The organism is Orbaceae bacterium BiB, from assembly GCA_036251205.1.
Classification (GTDB): domain Bacteria; phylum Pseudomonadota; class Gammaproteobacteria; order Enterobacterales; family Orbaceae; genus Orbus; species Orbus mooreae.
Map to the genome: position 1 here is coordinate 873,492 of CP133958.1, position 25,152 is coordinate 898,643.

The 25,152-nt window shown below is 34.6% G+C and carries 24 protein-coding genes; 14 read left to right on the plus strand and 10 right to left on the minus strand.

Going from position 1 to position 25,152, the window contains the following annotated elements; all coding sequences use genetic code 11:
* Positions 1 to 8: 8 nt before the first annotated feature.
* Positions 9 to 404 (plus strand): YchJ family metal-binding protein, encoded by a 396-nt coding sequence (locus RHO11_04115; GenBank protein WVD62320.1) that lies wholly within the window; start codon positions 9 to 11, stop codon positions 402 to 404.
* Here the strand turns inward: RHO11_04115 and RHO11_04120 are convergent.
* From RHO11_04120 to creB, 7 genes are all read right to left on the minus strand, one after another.
* Positions 397 to 1,134 carry a UDP-2,3-diacylglucosamine diphosphatase gene (locus RHO11_04120; protein ID WVD62321.1) on the minus strand — a complete coding sequence of 246 codons (738 nt, stop codon included), beginning with the start codon at positions 1,132 to 1,134 and terminating at the stop codon, positions 397 to 399. The two genes, RHO11_04115 and RHO11_04120, sit on opposite strands and share 8 nt — an antisense overlap.
* A 3-nt stretch (positions 1,135 to 1,137) precedes the next feature.
* Positions 1,138 to 1,629: a peptidylprolyl isomerase B gene (gene ppiB, locus RHO11_04125; protein ID WVD62322.1), complete on the minus strand. Its 492-nt coding sequence runs from the start codon at positions 1,627 to 1,629 to the stop codon at positions 1,138 to 1,140.
* A gap of 64 nt (positions 1,630 to 1,693) precedes the next feature.
* The gene (gene folD, locus RHO11_04130) at positions 1,694 to 2,545 is read right to left on the minus strand and encodes a bifunctional methylenetetrahydrofolate dehydrogenase/methenyltetrahydrofolate cyclohydrolase FolD (GenBank protein ID WVD62323.1); all 852 of its coding nucleotides are present in this window, start codon (positions 2,543 to 2,545) and stop codon (positions 1,694 to 1,696) included.
* Positions 2,546 to 2,626: 81 nt separating this feature from the next.
* Entirely contained in the window at positions 2,627 to 3,394 is a 768-nt protein-coding gene (locus RHO11_04135; protein WVD62324.1) for a hypothetical protein, read from the minus strand.
* A 66-nt stretch (positions 3,395 to 3,460) separates the two neighbouring features.
* Entirely contained in the window at positions 3,461 to 4,147 is a 687-nt protein-coding gene (locus tag RHO11_04140) for a hypothetical protein (protein WVD62325.1), read from the minus strand.
* A gap of 15 nt (positions 4,148 to 4,162) precedes the next feature.
* On the minus strand, positions 4,163 to 5,629 hold the full coding sequence (gene creC, locus RHO11_04145; protein ID WVD62326.1) for a two-component system sensor histidine kinase CreC: 1,467 nt from the start codon (positions 5,627 to 5,629) through the stop codon (positions 4,163 to 4,165).
* Positions 5,630 to 5,644: 15 nt separating this feature from the next.
* Complete coding sequence (gene creB, locus RHO11_04150) at positions 5,645 to 6,334, minus strand: two-component system response regulator CreB (GenBank protein ID WVD62327.1); 690 nt, start codon at positions 6,332 to 6,334, stop codon at positions 5,645 to 5,647.
* A gap of 260 nt (positions 6,335 to 6,594) precedes the next feature.
* Here creB and pssA point away from each other — a divergent pair, with 260 nt between their 5' ends.
* The gene (gene pssA / locus RHO11_04155; protein WVD62328.1) at positions 6,595 to 7,953 is read left to right on the plus strand and encodes a CDP-diacylglycerol--serine O-phosphatidyltransferase; all 1,359 of its coding nucleotides are present in this window, start codon (positions 6,595 to 6,597) and stop codon (positions 7,951 to 7,953) included.
* Between the two features lie 74 nt (positions 7,954 to 8,027).
* Here pssA and RHO11_04160 read toward each other — a convergent pair whose 3' ends face one another.
* Positions 8,028 to 8,375: a hypothetical protein gene (locus tag RHO11_04160; GenBank protein WVD62329.1), complete on the minus strand. Its 348-nt coding sequence runs from the start codon at positions 8,373 to 8,375 to the stop codon at positions 8,028 to 8,030.
* A 298-nt stretch (positions 8,376 to 8,673) separates the two neighbouring features.
* Between RHO11_04160 and RHO11_04165 the strand changes: the two genes are divergently transcribed.
* The 6 genes from RHO11_04165 (at position 8,674) to RHO11_04190 (ending at position 13,916) form a co-directional block, all read left to right on the plus strand.
* Positions 8,674 to 9,126 (plus strand): YaiI/YqxD family protein, encoded by a 453-nt coding sequence (locus RHO11_04165; GenBank protein ID WVD62330.1) that lies wholly within the window; start codon positions 8,674 to 8,676, stop codon positions 9,124 to 9,126.
* A 7-nt stretch (positions 9,127 to 9,133) separates the two neighbouring features.
* The gene (locus RHO11_04170; protein ID WVD62331.1) at positions 9,134 to 9,484 is read left to right on the plus strand and encodes an ArsC family reductase; all 351 of its coding nucleotides are present in this window, start codon (positions 9,134 to 9,136) and stop codon (positions 9,482 to 9,484) included.
* 3 nt (positions 9,485 to 9,487) lie between these two features.
* A complete protein-coding gene (dapE, locus tag RHO11_04175) occupies positions 9,488 to 10,630 on the plus strand; it encodes a succinyl-diaminopimelate desuccinylase (protein WVD62332.1) in 1,143 nt (380 codons plus the stop codon).
* Between the two features lies 1 nt (position 10,631).
* Entirely contained in the window at positions 10,632 to 11,318 is a 687-nt protein-coding gene (locus RHO11_04180; protein ID WVD62333.1) for a phospholipase D-like domain-containing protein, read from the plus strand.
* A 3-nt stretch (positions 11,319 to 11,321) separates the two neighbouring features.
* Positions 11,322 to 11,507, plus strand: coding sequence for a hypothetical protein (locus tag RHO11_04185; protein ID WVD62334.1), 186 nt, complete (start codon positions 11,322 to 11,324; stop codon positions 11,505 to 11,507).
* 189 nt (positions 11,508 to 11,696) lie between these two features.
* Positions 11,697 to 13,916, plus strand: a complete 2,220-nt coding sequence (locus tag RHO11_04190) for a TonB-dependent siderophore receptor (protein ID WVD62335.1) — start codon at positions 11,697 to 11,699, stop codon at positions 13,914 to 13,916.
* A gap of 60 nt (positions 13,917 to 13,976) precedes the next feature.
* On the opposite strand, the gene RHO11_04195 is transcribed toward RHO11_04190, so the two are convergent.
* Entirely contained in the window at positions 13,977 to 14,897 is a 921-nt protein-coding gene (locus RHO11_04195; GenBank protein ID WVD62336.1) for an alpha/beta hydrolase-fold protein, read from the minus strand.
* 73 nt (positions 14,898 to 14,970) lie between these two features.
* Complete coding sequence (gene serC / locus RHO11_04200; GenBank protein ID WVD62337.1) at positions 14,971 to 16,053, minus strand: 3-phosphoserine/phosphohydroxythreonine transaminase; 1,083 nt, start codon at positions 16,051 to 16,053, stop codon at positions 14,971 to 14,973.
* 176 nt (positions 16,054 to 16,229) lie between these two features.
* Here serC and pcnB point away from each other — a divergent pair, with 176 nt between their 5' ends.
* The 6 genes from pcnB (at position 16,230) to sppA (ending at position 25,101) form a co-directional block, all read left to right on the plus strand.
* Positions 16,230 to 17,747, plus strand: coding sequence for a polynucleotide adenylyltransferase PcnB (gene pcnB, locus RHO11_04205; GenBank protein ID WVD62338.1), 1,518 nt, complete (start codon positions 16,230 to 16,232; stop codon positions 17,745 to 17,747).
* A 96-nt stretch (positions 17,748 to 17,843) separates the two neighbouring features.
* Positions 17,844 to 20,207 (plus strand): LPS assembly protein LptD, encoded by a 2,364-nt coding sequence (gene lptD, locus RHO11_04210; protein ID WVD62339.1) that lies wholly within the window; start codon positions 17,844 to 17,846, stop codon positions 20,205 to 20,207.
* A 59-nt stretch (positions 20,208 to 20,266) separates the two neighbouring features.
* Positions 20,267 to 21,562, plus strand: coding sequence for a peptidylprolyl isomerase SurA (surA, locus tag RHO11_04215; GenBank protein ID WVD62340.1), 1,296 nt, complete (start codon positions 20,267 to 20,269; stop codon positions 21,560 to 21,562).
* Positions 21,562 to 22,371 (plus strand): 16S rRNA (adenine(1518)-N(6)/adenine(1519)-N(6))-dimethyltransferase RsmA, encoded by an 810-nt coding sequence (gene rsmA / locus RHO11_04220; protein ID WVD62341.1) that lies wholly within the window; start codon positions 21,562 to 21,564, stop codon positions 22,369 to 22,371. The genes surA and rsmA overlap by 1 nt, the downstream gene beginning before the upstream one ends.
* Positions 22,372 to 22,373: 2 nt before the next feature.
* Positions 22,374 to 23,195: a bis(5'-nucleosyl)-tetraphosphatase (symmetrical) ApaH gene (gene apaH, locus RHO11_04225; protein ID WVD62342.1), complete on the plus strand. Its 822-nt coding sequence runs from the start codon at positions 22,374 to 22,376 to the stop codon at positions 23,193 to 23,195.
* A gap of 46 nt (positions 23,196 to 23,241) precedes the next feature.
* A complete protein-coding gene (sppA, locus tag RHO11_04230) occupies positions 23,242 to 25,101 on the plus strand; it encodes a signal peptide peptidase SppA (protein ID WVD62343.1) in 1,860 nt (619 codons plus the stop codon).
* Positions 25,102 to 25,152 lie beyond the last annotated feature (51 nt).

Below are 25,152 nucleotides of genomic sequence, written 5' to 3' on the forward strand. Positions count from 1 at the left end.
ACTTAATTATGAATAAAAAAACCACTAATTTATGCCCATGCTGTTCAGCTAAACCCTATCAGGAGTGCTGCGAACCTTATCATCTATGGGTAAAAAACGCACCGACAGCTGAAGCATTAATGCGTTCTCGCTATAGTGCTTATGCAATGCGTAATGCCGAATATCTGATAAAAACATGGCATCCTAAAACGCTACCAAAGCGATTAGATGAAACAATTAGTGAAGCCAAGTGGATTGAATTGGTCATTCATCGAAGCTGGGATAGCGATATCGATAATGAAGCTTTTGTCGATTTTACTGCTCGTTACCGAAATATCAACGGTAAAGCAGAAAAAATGCATGAAATCAGTCGTTTTCTAAAACAAGGTGAACATTGGTTTTATATTGATGGCGAGTTTATTTAACTCGCTTCTCGTTACCGTTCTGGACTAATGTGATCTTACCAGACTCATCTTGTTTAATATAATTAATACCATCATGCCAAGCACCTAATACAATCCGTTGGCTTGGCTTGTCAGCAATATCAAAATAATGGGTAGCGGGTCTATGAGTATGTCCATGAATCATTATGCTAGCTTGATATTTTGTCATCATCTCTTCAACTGCATTTTGATTAACATCCATAATTGATTCAGCTTTATACTGGTTATATTGACTACTTTTATTACGCATCTTGTTGGCTATCTTTTGACGAAAATAGCGGGGTAATAATAAAAAGAGTCGTTGTAGCCATCTATTATGCATTTTTTTACGAAATTTTTGATATGCCTGATCGTCAATACAAAGTAAATCACCATGTAGAATAACAATATTCTCTTGATGATTATTAATAACAAAGATCTCTGACAATAATTTCATTGCCGATACTGGCGCAAAATGTTTACCGAGTAAAAAATCACGATTACCGTGGATAAAGTAATTTTGAATATCTCGTTTGCTAAGTTCATTTAATTGCTTAGCAACTTCTTGCTGTAATGCAGAGGTAATATCATCACCAATCCAATAATCAAAGAGATCTCCGAGAATATAAAGCTCACAATGCGCAGGCAGTGACTGTAAAAAATGTAAAAAGCCTGCAGTTATCTCAGGCTCATTTTCATTTAAATGTAGATCTGCAATAAAAAAACGTTGCATTGATTACTCAACAGTAACGCTTTTAATCACGATATCTTCAACAGGTACATCGGCATGCATACCATTACGGCCTGTCTTAACAGCTTTAATTTGATCGATAACATCTAAACCGTCAACAACCTTTGCAAATACACAGTAACCAAAGCCATTAGCATCAGCTGAACGGAAATCTAAATAATCATTATCAACGACGTTAATAAAAAATTGTGCCGTTGCTGAATGTGGATCTGACGTTCTTGCCATCGCTAAAGTTCCACGTTCATTTTTTAATCCATTAGCCGCTTCATTCTTGATTGGGGCTTTTGTTTTTTTCTGTTTCATACCAGGTTCAAAACCACCACCTTGAATCATAAAATTATTAATTACACGGTGAAAAATAGTATTATCGTAAAAACCTTCTTTGCAGTATTCCACAAAATTCTTAACGGTTTCAGGTGCTTTATCAGCAAAGGTTTCTATTTTAATATCACCTTTATTAGTATGAAAAATAATCATAATCTGTTCCTTTAAATTTTCATTTGTTTATTAAATGGCATTTTGATAAAAATATTTTTATCAATTAGCTGCCAAATCTCGTACACGCTGCTAATGTATTTTGCATTAATGTTGCTACTGTCATCGGGCCTACACCACCAGGCACTGGTGTAATAAAACTTGCCCTTTTAGCTGCCTCAGCAAACTCGACATCACCGGCTAATTTACCATCGGGTAAACGATTAATCCCTACATCGATAATAATCGCCCCATCTTTAATCCACTCCCCTTTAACAAAATTGGGAATTCCAACACCCGCAATAACGATATCAGCTCGTTTAACATGGTCAGCTAAATCTGTGGTTTGGCTATGGGTAATCGTCGTTGTACAGCCTAATAATAGCAACTCTAATGCCATTGGCCGACCAACAATACTTGAGGCCCCTACAACCGTTGCATTCAATCCTGACAATTTAACGCCTGTTGATTTTAACATAGTTACAATGCCATAAGGCGTACAAGGTCTTAAAATCGGTTCTCGTTGTAACAAACGCCCAATATTGAATGGATGGAAGCCATCAACATCTTTTTTGGGATCTATTCGTTCCAGTACTTTCGTTTTATCAATATTGTTAGGCAACGGTAGTTGAACTAAAATGCCATCGACATCATGTTGTTGATTTAATTTGTCAATTAATTCAATTAACTGTTCTGTTGTTGCTGAAGGAAGATCATAAGCAAAAGAGATAAACCCCACTTCTTCGCAAGCTTTTTGTTTATTCTTAACATAAATTTTAGACGCAGGATCATCACCAACTTGAATAACAGCAAGACCTGGAGCTCTAAGCCCATTAGCTTTACGTTGCTCAACTTGATTTACAATATCAGTACGAATTTTTTGGGCTAGTGCTTTACCATCAATAATTGTTGCTGTCATTTATTGTCACCTTTTAGCATCATCACATAATAGCTTTGTATTGTCTCAAATGTTATAAATGATGTCTATCAATCATATCATTTATAACGTTTGACTGTTTATCTCATTAACAATTACTTGATATTTTTTGTTGTAGCGATAAGAGAAAAGGATTTCAATTAATGGAATGAGTAATAATAATCCCCAAATGATCATAATAGGTAGTAAAAAACCATTAACTAACTGTTTAATATAGAATGCGAAAATTTTAATAATGACTTCACTGGAAAGTAGGTTTGATAATTTCACCTCGAAAACCTCATCAACAAGTCCTCGCTCTAATCCAACAGTCGAAGAGAGTTTATCTTTTAAGGTCGATTTTAGGTAACGCATACCAATAGGCGAATCTAATACCATGATAATAAAATTTTGCGTTTGATTACGGTTCGTATCACTCAATTTTAGTTGAGCAATCATCATGGAGTGCGCTTGAGTTACAGCATCATCTAGGGTGCTATTTAAACTTTGTTCACTATAACTACTAATTTCAATATTGAAGTTAAAATTTTGTTCAATTACTGATTGGATAGAGGATTGATAAAAAGGTAATTTCTCAATAACCTGATCCCGGCTCGTGCTAATAGCACCATAGAGAAAACCTAAACATAACCCGATAATTGGAATGAAAAAATAGTAACTATAAGCCAGATATTTTAATGCCTTATAACGTCGCCTAACTAAAACAAATTTTTTTAAGGCAATCAGCAAAATTAGCAATACAATAAAACTCAGTAAGCCAATTTTGATTCCTCCCCAAATGATACTAAATAGATTAAAATACTGCGAAAAAAAATACCAATACTCACTCATTAATTTTCCTTAATTTATTATTGTTATTATTGATAATGTAGTATTTTATCGGTCTTATTTATAGATTTATTGAAGACCGATCATTAAGTGGTTATATTGATCATCAATATTACCCATTAATTCACAAACATAGTCATCAAATGATTGTAGAACTACTTTTTCTGATTTCCACTGATTTTTAGCAATTTTCTTAATTGCTGAATAATTTTTAAAAATATCAAAGTTCAAAATACTGCTACCTAATATTTGATAAAATACTTTTTCACTAATGGCTTCACCATCTTTTTTTAAATTATTAAATGGTTGATAGTAAAAGTAGGTAACACCGTCAGTAGTGATAATCGATTTATGTAATAAAGCAATTAGCTGAGAGTGTAAACTAGCTAAATTATTTAACAAACTACTTTTATCACCTAAATTCTCACGAATTGCCTTTTCAAAGGCTGCATTAACATCATCAAGCTGCGTATTTGCAAGAGTTTCATAAAGAGGTAATTCTTTACGAACATATTCCTGAAACTCTTTAGCTTCCTTTTTAATTAACGGTTTCGTTTTTACTAACTGCCCGTTTAAGATGACTGTTCCATCAGGTTTAATATCTAACGTATTTTGATTGATAAACTGCACATCTTCGTTACTAATAACTATATTGTAACTTGGCTTAACTAAGCACTCTTTTGCCTTCGCCTGTACGGTATTAATAAATATAAGATTTACTGCCAAGACAGCTAATAATATACTTTTTTTAAACATAGCATCTTACCTCAATTAAGAAATTTTGATCATCAATTTTACTATCGCACCAGATCTATCAGTCCGATTAGTAATACTCACTGTACCATTATGTATCGTGAGCACCTCTTTAACAAAAGAGAGTCCTAAGCCACTACTTTTGCCTTTATTTAATCGAGGTAATGAGTAAAATCTTTCAAATACACGCTCTAACGCATAATCAGGAATTCCTGAACCTGTATCTTGTATTTCTATAATATAATAGTGATCCTGAACGGTTGCTGACACCTCAATTTTGCCACCTTCTGGTGTAAAGTCGAGAGCATTACTTAACACATTACTGAGAGCTTGAGTTAATAAAAATTTATCACCGGTTATTCTGACAATAGCATTTTGTTTAATGACTAAGCTAATGTTTAATAACTGAGCCTCAACACTTTTATTTTCTATCACTTGCTCAATAATCGTATTCATATTCAAAAATCTAAAATTCAAACCGACACGACTCTCTAAACGAGCGAGCTGTAACATTCTTTCTATGAGTACGCTCATTCGCTCCGTCTGTTGTTCAATATTATTCAAAAAACGGACCTGCGTACTTTGAAATTTATCGATTGGCGTTGACAAATCAACCAGCTTTTCATTTGAGTCTTGTAATATTTCAGTTGCGGCTCGAATTGAAGATAACGGGCTTTTTAATTCGTGGGCTAATGTATGTACATACTTCTCAATATAATCTTTACCATCTAATTTCAGTCGCATATTTTCTAATGCATTCGCTAATAGACTCAGTTCTGGAGAGAGGAATTTTGGCAATATAACCGAGCTATCACCGCTAGAAACTTGATTAGCATAACGGATTAGTTTTTTAACTGAACGATTAATCCACCAATAAATAAAGATACCGATTAGTAATGCAACAGCAATGAGTACTGCACCACCAACTAGAATTCGACTTTCACCGCGATCAACAATTAAAGACATCGATTTATCAGGTTTAGCAACGGTTAGCACACCAACTAATTGATTATTTATTTTAATAGGTGCTGCAACATACATCACGGAACTATTTGGATCATTAGGATTCATATAACTGGTTCTGGCACCATATTTACCTTGTAATGTTAGGTAAACATCATTCCATTGAGAGTAATCTTTACCAACATCTTGATTCTCAGAGTCAAAAATCACCATTCCTTTTGAATCGGTAATATATACACGATAAGCAATTCTATTTTTAATCATGCCATAAATATTGGCATTAATTGGAGTGTTATGTAGATAAATAAACGCATTATTAAAAGGACTATTTTTTACTTCATCCAAGCTAGTTAACTCTTTTGCAACAATGGCAGCTAAAAGAGAAGAAGTATCAATAAGCATACCTTCTGTTGTTCGCCTAATTGTGGGTCTAACATCTTGTAAAAAAATACTAAAGACTAAGTAACAAGCCAAAATTGCGATCAAAACGTAACCAAATAAAAGCTGTAAGCCAATTCGCATACACTACACCTTATCTCAAATAGTTAGGGAATATCCTAACCCACGATGCGTCAGAATTGGTGGCTTTTGAGATGGTTCAATCATCACCAACTTCTGCCTAATTGTTTTTATATGAGTATCAATTGTTCGTTCCATCGATTCTAAATTATCTTGCCAAACTAACTCCATCAATTGAGCTCTTGAAAAAACACGATTAGGAGACCTAATAAATGTTTTAAGTAACAGATACTCATAACGAGTTAAACTGAGCATATCGTTATAATAACGAATAAATGCACTTTGTTCATCCAATATAAAAGGACCAACTGAAAATTTATTTATCACGACTTGTTGTTTAAGAGATCGTCTTAATACAGCCTTAACCCTTGCAGATAACTCCCTCGGTGAAAATGGCTTAGCAACATAGTCATCAGCACCAATTTCTAAACCAACAATACGATCGATCTCTTCTATACGAGCTGTTAAAAAAATAATTGGAATATCGTACTTATCTAGCACGATTCTTGCTAAATCAAAACCGAGAATATCAGGTAATCCAACATCAAGTATAATTAAGGCAGGTCTCTTTTGGGTGTGATTTAACAACGCCTCTAACAACAATTCGCCACGTTCAAACCAGCAAACGCGATAATTATCTTCCTCCAGTCGATAAACTAACGTATCTGCAATAGTTGCCTCATCTTCAACAAGCCAAATATTAATCATCAGTAATCCATTTCTTTTTATTATTATCACTTTACATTATATACTAAACTTGCCCAAACAGATAACAGATTAAACTAATATCGGCTATTGTATAACAGGATTATTATGAATCTTTTAATAAGATGAAATTTATCGTTATAAATCATTAATTTACATAACCAGTTGATTTATAATAATAAATAATATTTTCACTAATATACCAAATTAATAAAATATGTTATGCTAACGTAAATTTTTAATGTGAAAAATACAAAAGCTATATGATGCGAATCCCCTTTATTAAATATGATTACAAAAAATATCTGGATGAGTTGGCTAAAATAGAACAAAAAGCTAATGATTATCTCGTCTTATATACTCCCAAAGAGTATCGAGAAACTTTACTCAAATCCATCAAACAGGCAACTCATCGTATTTATATTGTGGCACTTTATCTTGAACGAGATGAAGCTGGTCAAGAAATCTTGCAAGCTATCTATGATGCTAAGATGAAAAATCCGCAATTAGATGTAAAGATTTTTGTTGATTGGCATAGAGCACAACGAGGCCGTATGGGGGAAGGTAGAAGCCAAACTAATGCTCAGTTTTATCATCAAATGCAAATCGCTAATCCAAGTATCAATATTGAAATCTATGGCGTACCCGTCAATCGTCGTGAAGTATTAGGTGTTTTACATTTAAAAGGTAGTATTATTGATAACACCGTACTTTATACTGGTGCTAGTATTAATAATGTCTATCTACATAAGCTTGATAAATATCGTTATGACCGATATCACATTATAACCAATCGCGAATTAGCGGATAGTATGGTTGCTTATACCGAGCAAAACTTCTTACCATTGGCAGGAGTACAACGACTAGATACCGCAGAGCAAAAAACACGTAAACAGCTTAAATCAGACATTAAAGCATTACGACAACATTTAATGCAAAGCAATTATCAATTTTCAGCTCATGCCGATAATAATACGTTAACCGTAACCCCTGTGGCAGGAGTGGGTAAATCAAATCAACTAAATCAAGTTATCCACCGTATGATTTGTGCAGCCCAAGAGAAAATCATCTTTTGTACTCCTTATTTCAATTTACCACCTATTATTATAAAAGATATAATTCGCCAGCTAAGAAAAGGTAAAAAAATTGAGATTATTGTTGGAGATAAAACAGCCAATGACTTTTATATTCCCGAAGATCAACCATTTAATATTATTGGAGGGTTGCCTTACCTATATGAAATCAACTTACGCAAATTCGTTGAGCGATTACAAGAATTTATAGATAAAGAACAACTCATTATTCGATTATGGAAAGATCAGGATCATAGTTACCATCTTAAAGGGATTTGGGTTGATAATAATTGGGTACTCATTACGGGGAATAATATTAATCCAAGAGCTTGGCGCCTTGATCTAGAAAATGGCATTTTAGTCCATGACCCTAACCATGAATTGCAGGCCCAGTTTAGTAAAGAACTTGATATGATCAGACAAAATACGTTATTGGTTAATCATTTTCAACAGATTCAGGCTATCCAGTTTTATCCGAAACAGGTGCATAAACTAATTAATCGTTTAAGTCGTATCCGCATTGATAAAATTATTAAACGATTGTTATAGTTTTTCACACGCTTTGATCTAAAAACATAGTGATTTATTTGCGCTATGTTTTTAGTTGTTATAGAGAGGTAAAGCTATAAAACTTTAAATAGCATATAAAGTTCACGAAGCTCTTTTTGTATTTGATTTATACCAAATACCCCGCCAGCAAAACCAGATGAGCGTTTTTTTATACTAACTCTAACTTGATCATCGCCAAGATATTGCGGCATTATTTCCATCTTATAATGTTTATAAAATGCACCAAATAACATTCTTAAGGTACCATTCCCCTTTTCATAAACATCATCACCAATATTACGATATCCTCTAGCGAGCATAGTTTGTTCAATTATTTTTCTAAACTCATTATCAGAAGAACACTGATACAAAAAGGTATAATCGTTGTCATTCAAAAACTCTTCTTTAATAAAAGTAGCCATTTTCCTATCCTATTATTTTTAAATTATAAAATTGACCGTCTGCTATGATACAAATAGTATTATACAATAGCAATGCTTTGTTGTTTTTCGTTAAAATATTGGTGAAAGGCATTAATCTATTAAAAAAATAGAGACGTAAAATAAAATATTTTTTTACTTTAGTAAAAACAATCATGGCGTTCGCTTCAACTATCATAATAAAAATACCACATACAATAACAAATAATTACGCGCAAAAAATGGTTTTACAGTCAGTAACTGCTATAATGATTAACTAAACAAATCAATGAGAACCGCTATGCGCATATGGATCGATGCTGATGCTTGCCCTAATCCTATAAAAGAGATTATTTATCGTGCAGCAGAGCGAAAACAGATTTATGTAATTCTTGTTGCTAATCAATGGTTAAAAATTCCCAGTTCTACTTTTATTAAGATGCAACAAGTTGAGAAAGGTTACGACATTGCCGACAATGCAATAGTCAAACAAGTTGAACCACAAGATTTAGTTGTTACTTCAGATATTCCATTAGCAGCGGATGCACTAAATAAACAAGCGTATGTATTAACACCTAGAGGTGAACGCTATACCCTTGATAGTATTAAAGAGCGTTTAATTATGCGTGATTTTATGGAAACGATGCGAGCCAGTGGTGTTCAATCAGGTGGGCCAGCACCCTTTTCAGCCAAAGATCGCGAACAATTTGCTAATCAGTTAGATAAACTGATTACGACTTTAAGTAAAAGGTAAATTAATAATGTTGACTATTTATGGTATTAAAAACTGTGACACAATGAAAAAGGCCTTTAAATGGCTTGATGAACATCATATCGAATATCAATTTCATAATTATAAAACTGCAGGGCTATCCCCTGAATTATTACAAACTTTTATCGATAAGTTAGGATGGCAAGCGATTCTTAATACTCGGGGTACCACCTGGCGTAAACTAGACGAATCGATTCGTAATAGCATTGATAACTCATCAGCAGCCAAAAACATTATGTTAGAAAATAATTCTATTATCAAACGTCCAATTTTAATCAATGAAGATCGTGCCTTAGTTGGCTTTTCTGATGAACTCTATCAACAATTTTTTGAGAATTAATTTATGTCTACACTCGCAACTGAATCCGTAATTGAACTCACAAAGCAGCTGATTTCACAAAAGTCAGTAAGTCCCGATGATAAAAATTGTCAGGCAATGATTATTGATCGCTTATCTGCATTGGGGTTTACCATTGAAGAACTAAATTATAACCAAACTAAAAATTTGTGGGCCTATCATGGTAATGGCAAAACACTCATGTTTGCTGGACATACGGATGTCGTGCCTGCCGGTGATGAGTCTAAATGGCTCTATCCACCTTATCAACCAACGATTGATAGCGAAGGTTACTTGTATGGACGTGGTGCGGCGGATATGAAAGGTGGCGTTGCTGCAATGATATGTGCAACAGAGGATTTTATTAAACAAAACCCTAATCATGCTGGACGAATTGCCTTTTTACTTACATCTGATGAAGAAGCTGATGCGAATGATGGAACCGTTAAAGTAGTTAAAGAGCTAATGGAACGCAATGAAAACATTGATTACTGTATTGTTGGAGAGCCATCAAGTGATAAAGTTATTGGTGATCAAATAAAAAATGGCCGTCGAGGATCAATTACGGCCAATTTGACAGTCCACGGTATACAAGGTCACGTTGCCTACCCTCATTTAGCCGATAACCCTGTACATCGGTTTGCTCCAGTACTTAATGAGTTAGTAAATACTGAGTGGGACAAGGGTAATCAATATTTCCCACCGACTTCAATGCAAGTTGCCAATATTAATGGTGGAACAGGCGCCGAAAATGTTATTCCAGGTGATTTAATTGTTCAATTCAATTTTCGTTACAGTAGTGAACTCACTGATGAGATCATCAAACAGCGTGTTGAGCAGATCCTACAAAAACACCATCTAAACTATACAATGCGTTGGCGTTTATCAGGACATCCATTTTTAACTAAACAAGGTGAGTTAACAAATACAGCACAACAAGTGATTAAAGATGTGATGAATATTGATAGTCAACTATCAACAAGTGGCGGTACATCAGATGGTCGATTTATTGCTAAAATAGGCTGTCAAGTGATTGAACTCGGTGTCACAAATAGCACTATTCATAAAGTTAATGAACGTGTTCATTGTGATGAGTTGATTAAACTTAAACAAATTTATCAAAACATCATTGCACAGTTGCTGAAATAATATGAATAACGAGCAAATAACCCAATTAATTGCAGAAATTTTTGCTGAAAGACAGCTAAGTCAAGAGAAACGTGAGCAGCTGAGAGGGCTTGAGCTCTCGATTGATCAAGTTCGTTATATGCGTAATTATGCTTTTGATTTAGTTTATCAAAACTTATCAACTGATCTAGTCAATGATAAACAACTAATCAAATGTCTAGAACAACTAATTAAAACTCTTGATGCCGCGCATACACCACCAGTTCCCATAGCTAATGCCTACTTTAGTCCTGGCAATTACTGTATCGATAAAATTCAAGAACGGTTTAAATTAGCTAAACATAGCGTTGATATTTGTGTGTTTACTATTGCTGATGATGAAATTACTGAAGCAATTATTGATGCTCATGAGCGAGGTATACGGATTCGAATCATTACCGATGATGAAAAAGCCTTGGATGTAGGCAGTGATATTGATTATTTGCGATCTAAAGGTATTGCAGTCCACACTGATCACAGTTCTAGCCATATGCATCATAAGTTCGCAATATTTGATAACCAATATTTGTTAAATGGTAGTTTTAATTGGACTCGCAGTGCATCTCGTCATAACCAAGAAAATATCATTATTTCGAATAATAAAGCATTAATTAGTGCTTATAGTCGAGAATTCAATCAACTTTGGCAACAATTCAATAAAAATAGGTAAAATATGGAGTGGTTAAAAGATTATTGGTGGTTAATTTTAATTGTTTTAGTAGGTATTTTTATTAATACCATCAAAGACCTAAATAAAACAAGCTTTAAAAAATACATTGATAAAAAAAATGGTGTAAAACCGATTCCGTATGACGACGATGACGACGATTGGCCAGATCATAAAACCCCAAAAAAATAGCCTATATCACTCAACTTTATGCCTCACCATATTGTGAGGCATCATTCACGCAAATAGCTCATCACTATAATTGTATTAAAAAAAGACAATCATTTTTATTTTGATGACCGATTAACTAAATTGTTATTTACAATCTTTAATTTTCAATGATAATGAGAACGATTTTTATTTCCATTGCAGAGTACATATATGCTTAAACTCAAATCTTCTTATTATTTATCGTTACTTATCGGTCTGAGCAGTAGTGTTGCTTTTGCTCAAGAAACAGAAACTCAAGAACCCGATGATGTACTAGTGGTTACAGCTGCAGAGCAGACTCGTCAAGCACTGGGTGTATCAACTATCACATCACAAGATCTACAAAAAACACCTGCCAAAAATGATTTATCAGAGATAATTCGTACTATGCCTGGCGTCAATTTAACCGGCAATTCAAGCAGTGGTCAGCGCGGTAATAACCGTCAAATAGACATCCGTGGAATGGGTCCAGAAAATACCTTAATCCTAATCGATGGTCGCCCTGTTAAAAGCCGTATGTCAGTACGCTATGGTTGGCGTGGTGAACGAGATACTCGTGGTGATACTAACTGGGTACCTGCTGATTTAGTAGAACGCATTGATGTAATCAGAGGTCCAGCAGCAGCACGTTATGGTGATGGCGCAGCTGGTGGTGTAGTCAATATTGTTACTAAACAACCCGATGGCGAATTCCATGGTTCAATTAATAGTTATATTGACTTTCCAAAACACAGTAAAGAAGGCGCAACAAAGCATACCGATGTCATGTTAACTGGCGGATTAACCGATAACTTAAGTTTTAGACTATACGGTAATTTAAATAAAACCGATGCTGATGACTGGGATATCAATAAAAACCACCAGATCAATCCTGCGTCTCTCACTGCGGGTAGTGAAGGTGTTAGAAATAAAGATATCAATGGATTGCTACGCTGGGATATTACCAACCAACAGTCGATCGATTTTGAAGCTGGCTATAGCCGACAAGGTAATATTTATGCTGGTGATACCCAAAATAATAACCCTTCATCTTCCCCGATAGTTAGTACTTTATATGGTGATGAAACTAACCGTATTTATCGTCAAAATTATGCAATTACCCATCGTGGCTATTGGGATAATGGTGTTAGCTCGCTCTCTTATATCCAATACGAAAAAACAGATAATAGTCGAATTGGAGAAGACTTAGCTGGCGGTACCGAAGGGCTACCAACTAAGGGTTTTAGTACTATCCGTTATGATAATCTAACCTTACATAATGAAACTAACATTCCGTTTGAACTCTGGGTACCACAGATGTTAACAGTGGGGGCAGAATATAATTATCAAAAACTGAATGATCCGACGTCCAATACTCAATCAACTGAAGAAGGTGGTAGTGTTGGTGGTATTAAAGATGAAGATCGTCCAACAAAAGCCTCATCCAACGCTTATGCGTTATTTGTTGAGAATAATATGCAATTAACGTCAACAACGACCCTAACACCAGCTTTACGTTTTGACCATCATAGTGTATCGGGTAGTAATTGGAGTCCTGCACTAAACTTATCTCAAGAATTGGGCGACTATTTTACCTTAAAATTAGGTATTGCTCGTGCTTATAAATCACCAAATTTATACCAATCAAATCCAAACTATTTACTCTATAGTCGAGGCCAAGGTTGCTATGCTGGCGGTGGTTCATGTTATTTAATGGGTAATGATAATTTAAAAGCTGAAACTAGTGTCAATAAAGAAATTGGTATAGAGTTTCATGACAATGAAGGATTAACAGCTGGTGTGACTTATTTCCGTAACGATTACCATAATAAAATTGAAGCGGGTAATACGATCATAGGTAATGCTACTGGTGGTAAAGGTTCTAATATTTTTCAGTGGGAAAACGTTCCTCGTGCATTAATTGAAGGAATTGAAGGTTCGTTATCTGTCCCTGTAACTGATAAAATCAACTGGCGAAATAATTTTACATGGATGATCACAACCGAAAATAAACAAACGGGTGATTACTTATCGATTATCCCTAAATTCACCTTGAATTCATCAGTAGATTGGCAAGCAACAGAGAAGCTATCATTACTGACCTCGATCACATGGTATGGACGACAAAAACCGAAAAAATATGACTTTAATGGTGATTTAGTTACTGATAGCTCAACAAATCAGTTAAGCCCATACTCTCTTGTTAATCTTAGTGGTACATATCAATTTAATAAGAATTTTACCCTTTCAATGGGGATTGATAATATCTTTGATAAACGATTATTCCGTGAAGGCAATTCATCATCATTAAAACATCCAGTAACCGGAGCTGTAACTGTTTATGGTGCGGGTGCCGCAACTTATAATGAATCAGGTCGAACCTTTTTTATTAGTAGTAATATTTCATTCTAAGTTTTAGGTAAAAGATAAAAAGGAGGCTAAAAGCCTCCTTTTTATTTATCTAACTCGATACTAATTTAACAATCTCGATAAACGATCTTCTAATATTAAGATACCAACTGTTTGATGAGTTTGCTGAGGATAAACCAGATGATTTAAAGTCAGTCCATGAATATTTGCTGCGTACAATAGTTTAGCTAAGTCATCAACGTTATTGACCATCCTACGATTTTTTAAATGCTGAGCCCTTAACTGTTTTTCTGTTTCAGATGAAAAAACTTCTTTTCCAGTTAGTGACTCTTCTAATGCACCAACTGACAAATATAATTGTACTGGATGGATTAATGGGGAATTTTGTGAATGAGATATAAAATCATTGGCCTCTTGCATAATATAGCGATCATTGAACCAAATTGAGGGACTGGAAGCTATATAATGTGAAAATGAATCGGGCTGAGTAAATAAGGAATGTAACACAAAAATCGCGCCTAAAGAGTGACCAAAAATAATTTGCCGATCACGATCAATTGTAAATTGCTGCTCAATATGGGGTTTTAGCTCAGTCTGCAAAAACTGTAAAAAATTATCTGCACCACCATAATTTTTAAATACGTTTTCTTTTCCATTTGATAAAATTTCAGGGATAATCACAGGAGGATTAGGTAGAAAATCAAGCTCTCTCCGAGTGGTATCTGGATAATCAATTGCAACAACAATAAGTTGCATATCATGCTGTTCAATAAATTCAACAATATCTGTAAAAAAACTATTGCCGTCTAACAAATAAATAACTGGCCATCCCTGTTTTGGTGCCATAGAGTTCGGGTAATACAAGGAAATATTGTAATCCCCTATCGTCTTAGAATGAAAAATCTCACTTTGATTATGACCCATTACGTTGATTTCAGCCTTTTTTTGGTTATCTGTATAGCCAGTCAATAAGAACAAGCTTCCCAAACATAATAATAAACCTGATAGTATTCGCCCAATCATACAATAAAACTCAATTATTAATTAATACAAAACCCGCAACAAAGCGGGTTTATGAGTAAAAATAGTGGTCAACTTAACCATGTTTTTTTTCGAAATTGCGCATAAAATCGATCAAGTAAGCAATACCTTCGACATCCATTGCATTATAGATAGAAGCACGCATACCACCTACAATTCGATGACCTTTAATGCCAATGATACCGGCTTGAGTTGCTTCACTAACAAATAGTTTATCAAGGTTTTCATTTGGTGAAGTAAAAGGTACATTCATTATAGAACGATTCGTTAACGCAATATTATTATGATAAAAATCAGAATGATCAATGTATTGATACAGCATCGATGCTTTTTGTTCATTACGTTGTTGCATCGCCGTTAATCCACCTAATTTTTTAATCCATTTAAATACTAAACCTGACATATACCAAGCAAATGTTGGTGGTGTATTAAACATTGAGTCATGTTTACTCTCAATCGTATAATCAAGTACTGAAGGTAAGGCTTTATGGGCATTACCTAATAGATCTTCGCGAACAATAACAATGGTGATCCCAGAAGGACCGATATTTTTTTGTGCTCCTGCATAAATAATACCATAACGAGAAACATCAATTGGTTTAGATAAAATACAAGATGAATAATCTGCTACAACCACTTTGTTAGCAAAATTAGGTTCTTCAAAAATAGCGACGCCATCAATTGTCTCATTCGGACAATAATGTACATAGGCAGCATCATTACTTAGTTGCCAATCAGACATTGGTTTTAGTGTGACTTTATTATCTAATACAGTTTTAATATCAATACGATTAGTCTGACAATACTTATCAGCCTCATCAGCAGCACACTGACTCCAATAACCACTATCAACATAATCTGCTGATTGCTTACCACCAAGAATATTTAAAGGCACCGCCGCAAATTGAGCTCTGGCACCGCCTTGCAAAAATAAAATTTTATAGTTATTAGGAACGTTTAAAATGGTTCTTAAATCCTGCGTTGCTTCAACAGCACAAGCATCAAACTCTTTACCGCGATGACTAAGCTCCATAACCGATGCACCAGTATGATTCCAATCTAAAAATTCAGCTTGGGCTTGTTTTAAAACATCAGCTGGCAGCATGGCAGGTCCGGCACTAAAATTGTATGTTTTCATATTAAACAGCTCGTAACGATATCGTTATTGTCAATGAGAAGAAGTTTCTATTCTAGTACAGAATTTTACAAAGGCAATTGCTGCATTAATAATAATTAATGTCTGAAAGATATTTTGCTAATTAATGATGTTGCGATATAATTAGCACAATTTTTATTGTTATTTTATCACAGCTTTTGGAGTTTATTATTTTTAAGCGCGTCTCACGAGTTTATCACAAGCTTTTTCACTCAAATGTTGCTACACAAGCAGCGAATATACAGCCAACGACTGAATCAAATATATCTGCATCTGCTGTTAATGTACCTGTTGCGACAATTATTCGCCGTGATCAACACTCCGTTTCAAGGCAATTAATTAGTGAAAATGCCTTAAAGGTTTTATACCGTTTAAACAAGCAAGGTTATGAAGCTTACTTAGTTGGTGGCTGTGTTCGAGATCTGTTATTAGGTCGAACACCAAAAGATTTTGATATTGCCACTAATGCGACACCAGAACAGGTACAAAAATCATTTCGTAATTGTCGACTCGTAGGGCGGCGTTTTCGTCTAGCTCATATTATGTTTGGTAAAGAGATTATTGAAGTTGCGACCTTTCGAGGAGCTCACTCTGAGCCATCTGAGCTAGATAATGATATTAGTGAATCATCAGCAAAACCTGATAGCAATACTTCTAAACGTTCTCAATCCGGTATGCTATTACGTGACAATGTCTATGGTACGATTGAACAAGATGCGATTCGTCGAGATTTCACGATCAATAGCTTATATTATAGTGTAAAAGATTTTACCATCAGAGATTACTGTAATGGACTTAATGACTTAAAAAATGGCGTGATTCGTCTGATTGGTGATCCTGAAACTCGCTATAGAGAAGATCCGGTACGGATGCTACGAGCAGTACGTTTTGCGGCTAAACTCGATATGACTATTGAGCCAAAAACAGCAGCACCGATTAAAAGTTTAGCGCCATTGCTTAGTAATATCCCGGCTCCTCGATTATTTGATGAGTCATTAAAATTATTACAATCTGGCTATGGTTATCAAACTTACCTGCTATTGAGGAAATACACATTATTTGCACGATTATTTCCAATTATCGATAATTTACTACCAAATCAACAAACAACATTACCAAGATCTAATACAAGTTATGTTGAACAGATGATTGAGCAGACATTAAAAAATACTGATTATCGTATTAATAATAATCAACGTATTAATCCGGCATTTCTTTTTGCTGCAATGCTCTGGTATCCACTTAGTGAACAAACTCAAGTTTTAATTTTGGAAAGTGGTTTGACTTATCATGATGCTTTTGACATGGCAATGCATGATATCTTAAATGAACAGTGTTCCACAATTTCTATACCCAAACGCTTAACGAGTATTACTTGCGATATTTGGCGTTTGCAATTACGACTAAATAAACTAAGTCCGAAACGCGTCAATGCTGTTTTTACTCATGCTAAATTTCGTGCTGGATTTGATTTACTTGAGCTAAGATCATCGATTGAAAAAGGTGACTTACTTAAATTAACCATGTGGTGGGATGAATATCAACACTGTGATATTGATAAAAGAAATCAGATGGTCATGCAAGCGATGAGTCAAGAAAAAAGACATGATGGTAAATATAAGAAAACCAAAAATACATATTATCGGTTTGCTAACAAAAAACGTGTTGAAGAATAAAATTATTCTTATGATTAAGTTATTAGTTAGCACTTTTAGAATTAAACGCTATAATGTCGCGATAAAATTACACTATATAACGATGCCTTATTGCTAATGAAAAAATTAACACCATCTTTTATTGCTGCAGCAGTCACTCTGTCTATTTATAGTCAGAGCAGTTTTGCAGACACAGAGCAAAAAGCTACATCAACAAATCAATGTTTAGTTGATGTCCCTAAATACAATCGTCCTCTTGTCGATGGTGATATTAATTCCTTACCGATTGAAGTTTCATCCGATAGTTTCCAAGTCAACTTACCTAATCAAGCAATTTACAGTGGTAATGTATCGGCAACACAAGGCAACCGTCTCGTAAACTCAGATCAGATCACGCTTGATCAAACTAAAAATAGAAATATGTTACTACGGGGTAATATTTTTTATGAAGATCCGATGATTGAAATGAAAGGTGATCAAGCGGAAATGGATTTAGATACAAACGAGATCCAAATTCAAAATAGCCAATATCATTTAGTCGGTCGTCTTGGTAGAGGTAGTGCTGATAATGTTCAATTTACAAATAATCGTTATATCGTTTTAGATAATGGTAGTTTTACCTCATGCCCAGTTAATAATAGCAGTTGGAATATTGAAGGTTCTAAAATTATCTATGATAACCAAGAACAGCTACTTGAAGTATGGGATGCAAAATTTAGATTAGGTAAAGTGCCTGTACTCTATTTACCCTATTTACAATTACCAACTGGTGATAAGCGTCGTTCAGGGCTATTAATGCCAGAGTTTGCTTATGATAGTATTGGTGGCTTTGATATCTCTCAGCCTATTTACTGGAATATAGCACCAAATTATGATGTAACCTTTACACCAAGAATTATTCAACATCGTGGCGTACAGTTACAAACTGAAATGCGTTATTTAAACTATCTTGGTTTAGGTACAGTAGCATTTGACTGGCTACAACATGATAATCTTTATAGTAAAAATCGTACCGATACCAGTAAAAGCGGTTATAGTGATAATAGCTACCGTTGGTTATTCCACTGGAAAAATGATGAGCTAATTAACTATAACTGGCGATTTTTTGTAGATGCAACGCGAGTTAGTGATAACCAGTATATTACTGATTTGGGTTCTAAGTATGCGTCAGAGACTGATGGATATCTAACACAACATTATCAAATTGGTTATACCAATGAATACTGGGATATTGGTTTAAATTATAAATACTTTCAAGCATTACGTAATGATATTAAAGATGATCTTTATCGAGCGGTACCGCAACTGAATATCAATTACTATAATAATGACATTGATAATTTGAGTATTAAGAGCTTTAGCCAGATTTCTCATTTTGTTAGCAGTGGTAGTAATAATCCTAAAGCTTGGCGTTTTCACTTTGAACCAACACTCGATTATACCTTAATGTCATCATGGGCTTCAGTTACGACAGAAGCTGGTTTCATGGCAACCCATTATAATCAAGATATTCCAAATGTGGGTCAAAACGCTCATCTTAAAGAAAATGTTAATCGTTTTCTTCCGAAATTTGGTATTGACGGTAAGATGATTTTTGAACGGAATGTAAATTTATTCGAAGGTTATACCCAAACATTAGAGCCGCGAGTGAAGTACTTATATATTCCATACCGTGATCAGTCACAAATTAATAATTATGACTCATCATTACTACAATCTGATTACATTGGTTTATTCCGTGATCAACCTTATAGTGGACTTGATCGCATTGCATCTTCAAATAAAGTCGCAACAGGCCTTACAACCCGTTTTTATGATGAAAATAAAATTGAAAAATTTAATTTATCTATCGGGCAAATCTATTATTTCAGCAAATCAAGAACTGGCATTAACGGCACAGGCTTCTCTGAGAGTGATGGAACAGGTAGTATCACTTGGGCAACTGATGTATTTTGGCGAATTAATGAAAATGTTATTACACGCAGTGGTATACAATATGATGAACACCTTGGTGAAATATCACTAGCAAGTGCCGTGGTCGAGTATCGTCAAGCAGATAATAAGCTAATTCAGCTCTCTTATCGTTACGCGAATAAAAACTATATTAACAGTATTTCACTATCAAATAACACCACACCTTATCAGCAAAGTATTTCACAAATTGGTATAATGGGCTCTTGGCCGTTAACTGATACAGTGAGTGCTGTCGGTTCTGTGTATTATGATATTGATAACAAGCAATCAACCGATAGCTATGTTGGCTTACATTATGAAGATTGTTGCTGGGGCGTATCTGTTCAATATGGAAGAAAAATTACTGACTGGGATAGTTCACAGAAAGTCAGCCAGTATGAGAATAAATTGTCTGTCAACTTTGAATTACGCGGTCTGACTAAGAATAATAATGCCGTTGCCAAAATGCTAGATTTTGGGTTGATCCCATATAAAACAGCATTTGAAGAAGATTACGGAACTAATTAAATTATTTAATGTCGAATAGAAATAACATTTATATAGGCTAAAAGGCTAACATATTAAAAATGATTAAAAAAATACTCTTTATTTTATCTATTACGCTATTCGTCTCTGCGAATGTTCAATCTGCACCTCGTGTTCTTGAAAGTGTTGCAGCTATAGTCAACAATAATGTAATTTTAGATAGTGATGTTAATGAAATGTTAAATAACATAAAATCAACGACTGATCCCAAAAATCTACCTGATGATGCAACATTAAAGAATCAAATTATTGATCAATTGATTATTGAAAACTTAATTTTACAACAAGCGAATAAAGCTAAGATTACCGTTAGCGATGAAGAATTAACTGAAACAATTCGTAATATCGCTAAAAGTAACGGTATGACAATTGATGAGCTAAGAGGATATTTGTCTAGTATTAAGGTTAACTATGCAAAATATCGTGAAAAAATGCGCAGTGATATGATCATTGATCGTACAAGAATGAATGAAATTAGACAACGCATTACTATCAGTGATAAAGAAGTAGATGATCTTGCAAATACTATAGCAAAACAGCCAACTAATAATCTTGAAATTAATCTCAGCCATATTCTGATTATAATTCCAGAAAATCCGACTAAGCAACAGTTAGAACAAGCAACTGATAAAGCCAAACAGGTTATGACCCGTTTACAAAATGGAGAGAGCTTTAGCAAACTTGCTGCATCATACTCAAATGATGAAAATGCGTTAAAAGGCGGTAACATGGGCTGGCATAAACTCAATGAACTACCTACTATTTTTGAGGAAAGATTAGTTAGAGCTCAAAAAGGTGAGATTGTTGGGCCATTGCGTTCTGGCGTCGGCTATCACATATTAAAAGTTGACGGTACTCGTTCAGAAAAAGCTAAAGCTATTACCGTTAAAGAAGTTGATGCAAAACATATCTTAATCAAAACAAATGCTTTGGTTAATGATGATATGGCAAAACAGAAACTCCTTGATATTCGTCAGTCAATTAAAGATGGTACAACGACGTTTGAATCTGCTGCTAAAACTTATTCAGAAGATCTTGGTTCAGCGGAAAACGGTGGAGAACTTGGTTGGAACAATCCTGACCGATATGACAGTATGTTCAAAAATGCCTTATTAAAATTGAAAAAAGGTGAAATAAGTCAACCGGTAAGATCTGCTTATGGTTGGCATTTAATTGAGCTTGTTGATACTAGAAATGTTGATAGAACTGATATGGCTCAGAAGGATCAAGCATACCGTTTAATATTTAATCGTAAATTTGCAGAAGAGTTACAAGTTTGGATTCAAGAACTCCGCGGTGATGCTTATATAAAAATTATGAGTGAAGATAAACAATAATGAATAGTCGCGTCCATCAAGGTCATTTCGCACGTAAGCGTTTTGGCCAAAACTTTTTACACGATGACTCCGTCATCACAAATATTGTTGCCGCGATTCAGCCTAAAAAGGACCAAGCATTAGTTGAAATTGGTCCTGGGCTTGCCGCACTGACGATGCCTGTCAGTGAATATATCGATCATTTAACCGTGATTGAAATTGACCGTGACTTAGCAGCTAGATTGCTTGAAAACCCGTTTTTAAAAAATAAACTTACAGTTATTGAACAAGATGCAATGACTGTTAATTTTTATGATTTATCCGCAAAAATGCAGCAACCATTAAGAGTATTTGGAAACTTACCTTATAACATATCAACGCCATTGATGTTTCATCTATTCCAATATACAACAGCCATTAGTGACATGCACTTTATGCTGCAAAAAGAGGTTGTTAATCGTTTAGTTGCAGCACCTAATTCTAAAGCTTATGGACGTTTGAGTGTAATGGCTCAATATTATTGCCAAATCATCCCAGTATTAGAAGTTCCACCCACGGCGTTTAAACCTGCACCAAAAGTTGATTCTGCAGTTGTTAAATTAATTCCCCATAAGAATCCACCTTATTTAGTGAATGATATTAAATCATTATCACGAATTACTACTGCAGCTTTTAATCAACGTAGAAAGACAATTCGTAATAGTTTAAGTCAGCTATTCACAGTAGAACAGCTCTCTGAACTTGGAATTGATCTTGATTTACGTGCAGAAAACTTAACTGTACAACAATATTGTCAACTTGCAAATGCCTATAGCAATATGAGTGCTTAATAATGTCGAATTTACTTATCGGCGATGTCCATGGTTGTTATAACGAGTTAATGCGAGTGCTTGAAAAAGCCGACTTTAGCAGTAATGATACCATCTGGTTAACTGGCGATCTTGTTGCAAGAGGACCGCAATCGTTAGAAGTACTTAGATTTGTAAAAAAGCACAGTGGGCAAATTCGATTAACTTTAGGTAACCATGATATTCATTTATTGGCCGTTTATGCGGGTATAAGTAAAAACCATAAAAAAGATCACATTAATGATATTCTTAATGCGCCAGATTGCGATGAATTGATGAATTGGTTACGGCGCCAACCTTTAGTCCAAGTGGATGAATCATTAGAACTGATCATGGCTCACGCTGGTATTTCCCCACAGTGGGATTTACCTACCACACTAAAATGTGCCAAAGATCTTAATGCTATATTATCAAGTGATACCTATCCTCTCTTTCTTGATGCCATGTATGGCGATTATCCCGATACTTGGAGTGAAGATTTGCAAGGTCTTGAACGTTTACGCTATATTGCCAATGCTTTTACTCGTATGCGTTACTGTTATGCAGATGGTCGCTTAGACTTTTATTGCAAAGACTCCCCAGAAGATGCGCCAAGTAAATTAAAACCATGGTTTTTATTACCACGTAAAATTCCAGAACAATATAGTATCGCTTTTGGTCATTGGGCTTCACTCAAAGGCAAAGGTACTCCAGAAAATATTTATGGACTCGATACCGGTTGTTGTTGGGGTGGCAAGTTAACCTGTCTAAGATGGGAAGATAAGCAGTACTTTAAGAAAAGAAATAAAAATAAAACCGAAGATTAGTCTTCATTTCAATATACGCAATATACTATTTAGCAAAGGTTTTACTATGTATTTTTGGCGCTCAGTTGGTAAAGGAATAAAATATACTTGGAAAGCAATTAATCTCGTTCGTGAGATTATTCTTAACCTAATTTTCTTTATTATCATTTTATCCATCATTGGTATCATTGGTTTAATTAACGATCCTAAAAGCGGCAATATTTCACCTCAGTCAGGCGTATTAGTTCTTGATCTTGAGGGTGTTCTTGTTGACTCATTAACTTATGATCAAGATCTCTATAAACTCAGTAAAAAATTAAATAATAATAAAACGGATCTAGATCGACAAAATAGTGTTTTTGAACTAGCACAAAAAATAGATCAAGCGACAAATGATCCAGGTATTAAAGGTATTGTCCTAAAACTAGATAATTTTGTAGGAGGTAATCTGCCTGATTTGCAATACTTGGTGAAATACTTAGAAGCATTTAAAAACGCAGGAAAACCAATCTATGCTTTTGGCGGAAGCTTTGATCAACAGCAATATTATTTAGCCAGTGTTGCTAATCGTATCAATTTAATTAACCATGGTAATATATCACTTTATGGATTATCTGCTAATAATTTTTATTTTAAAGAACTGCTCGATAACTTAAAAGTTAACACACATGTTTTTAAGGTTGGTACATATAAATCTGCTGTTGAACCATTTTTACGTAATGATATGTCAGAACCAGCAAAAGAAAATACAACCCGATGGCTATCGTCCATGTGGGATAATTATCTTAACGACATTTCTCAAAATCGCAAACAACCTGTTGATAATCTAGTACCATCACCAGAAGTTATGCTATCAAGATTAAAATCTGTCTCTGGAAATATGAGTGAATATGCTTTAGATAATAAAATTGTTGATAGCTTACTCAGTAATTATGAAGCAGATAAATACATTGATTACCTTTTTGATGATGAGCCACAAGTCAGTATCTATGACTATCAGCTTTATCCTACCCGAATGCAATCATTAAGTAGTTCGACAAAACCCGTGGCGAATACTAAACCACTTATTGCTGTGGTATTTATTGATGGTACCATTACCACTGGACCAAGTGCAAATAATGTAGCAGGCAGTGATAGTATCGTTAAGCAGTTAAGAGATATTAATAACAATAGCAATGTTCGTGCCGTTGTTTTACGTATTAACAGCCCTGGTGGCGGTGTATTTGCATCCGAAAGTATCAGAAGTGAAGTCGCTGCATTACGAAATGCAGATATTCCTGTCGTGGTATCTATGGGTGGTATGGCTGCTTCAGGTGGCTATTGGATAGCAACACAATCTGATTACATCGTTGCAAACCAAAATACACTTACCGGCTCTATCGGTATTTTTGGTATTATTCCAACTTTTGAAAATTCATTAGCACATATTGGTATTCATACCGATGGAGTATCAACCTCTCCTCTTGCTAATATGAATATAGCAACAGACTTATCGCCAGAAGCTAATCAATTAATTCAAATGAATATTGAGAATGGCTATGATAACTTTGTTTCATTAGTTGCTGATTCTCGTAATATGTCATATGAAGAGGTAGATAATATTGCCCAAGGACAAGTTTGGTTAGGTCAAGAGGCGAAAAAGATTGGCTTAGTTGATGAGATCGGTGATTTTGATGATGCGGTGACTAAAGCAGCCTCCTTAGCAGGAGTAACAGACTACCAAATCGCTTGGCCGAAATCAGAAAAAGATCTATTTACAACACTATTTGCTGACTATTCAGCGATATTACCTAAGTCACTTTCTGCTATGGTCTATAGCCAATTACCTCAATCGAATCAATTAAAACAGTATATTACTTTTTTAGACAATCTAAATGATCCACAAAATAGTTATATTTACTGTTTAAACTGTGCGGATATTAAATAGGATTAATAAGGTAGATTGCTACTCATTACTTTGTAAAGAGTATCGCTAATA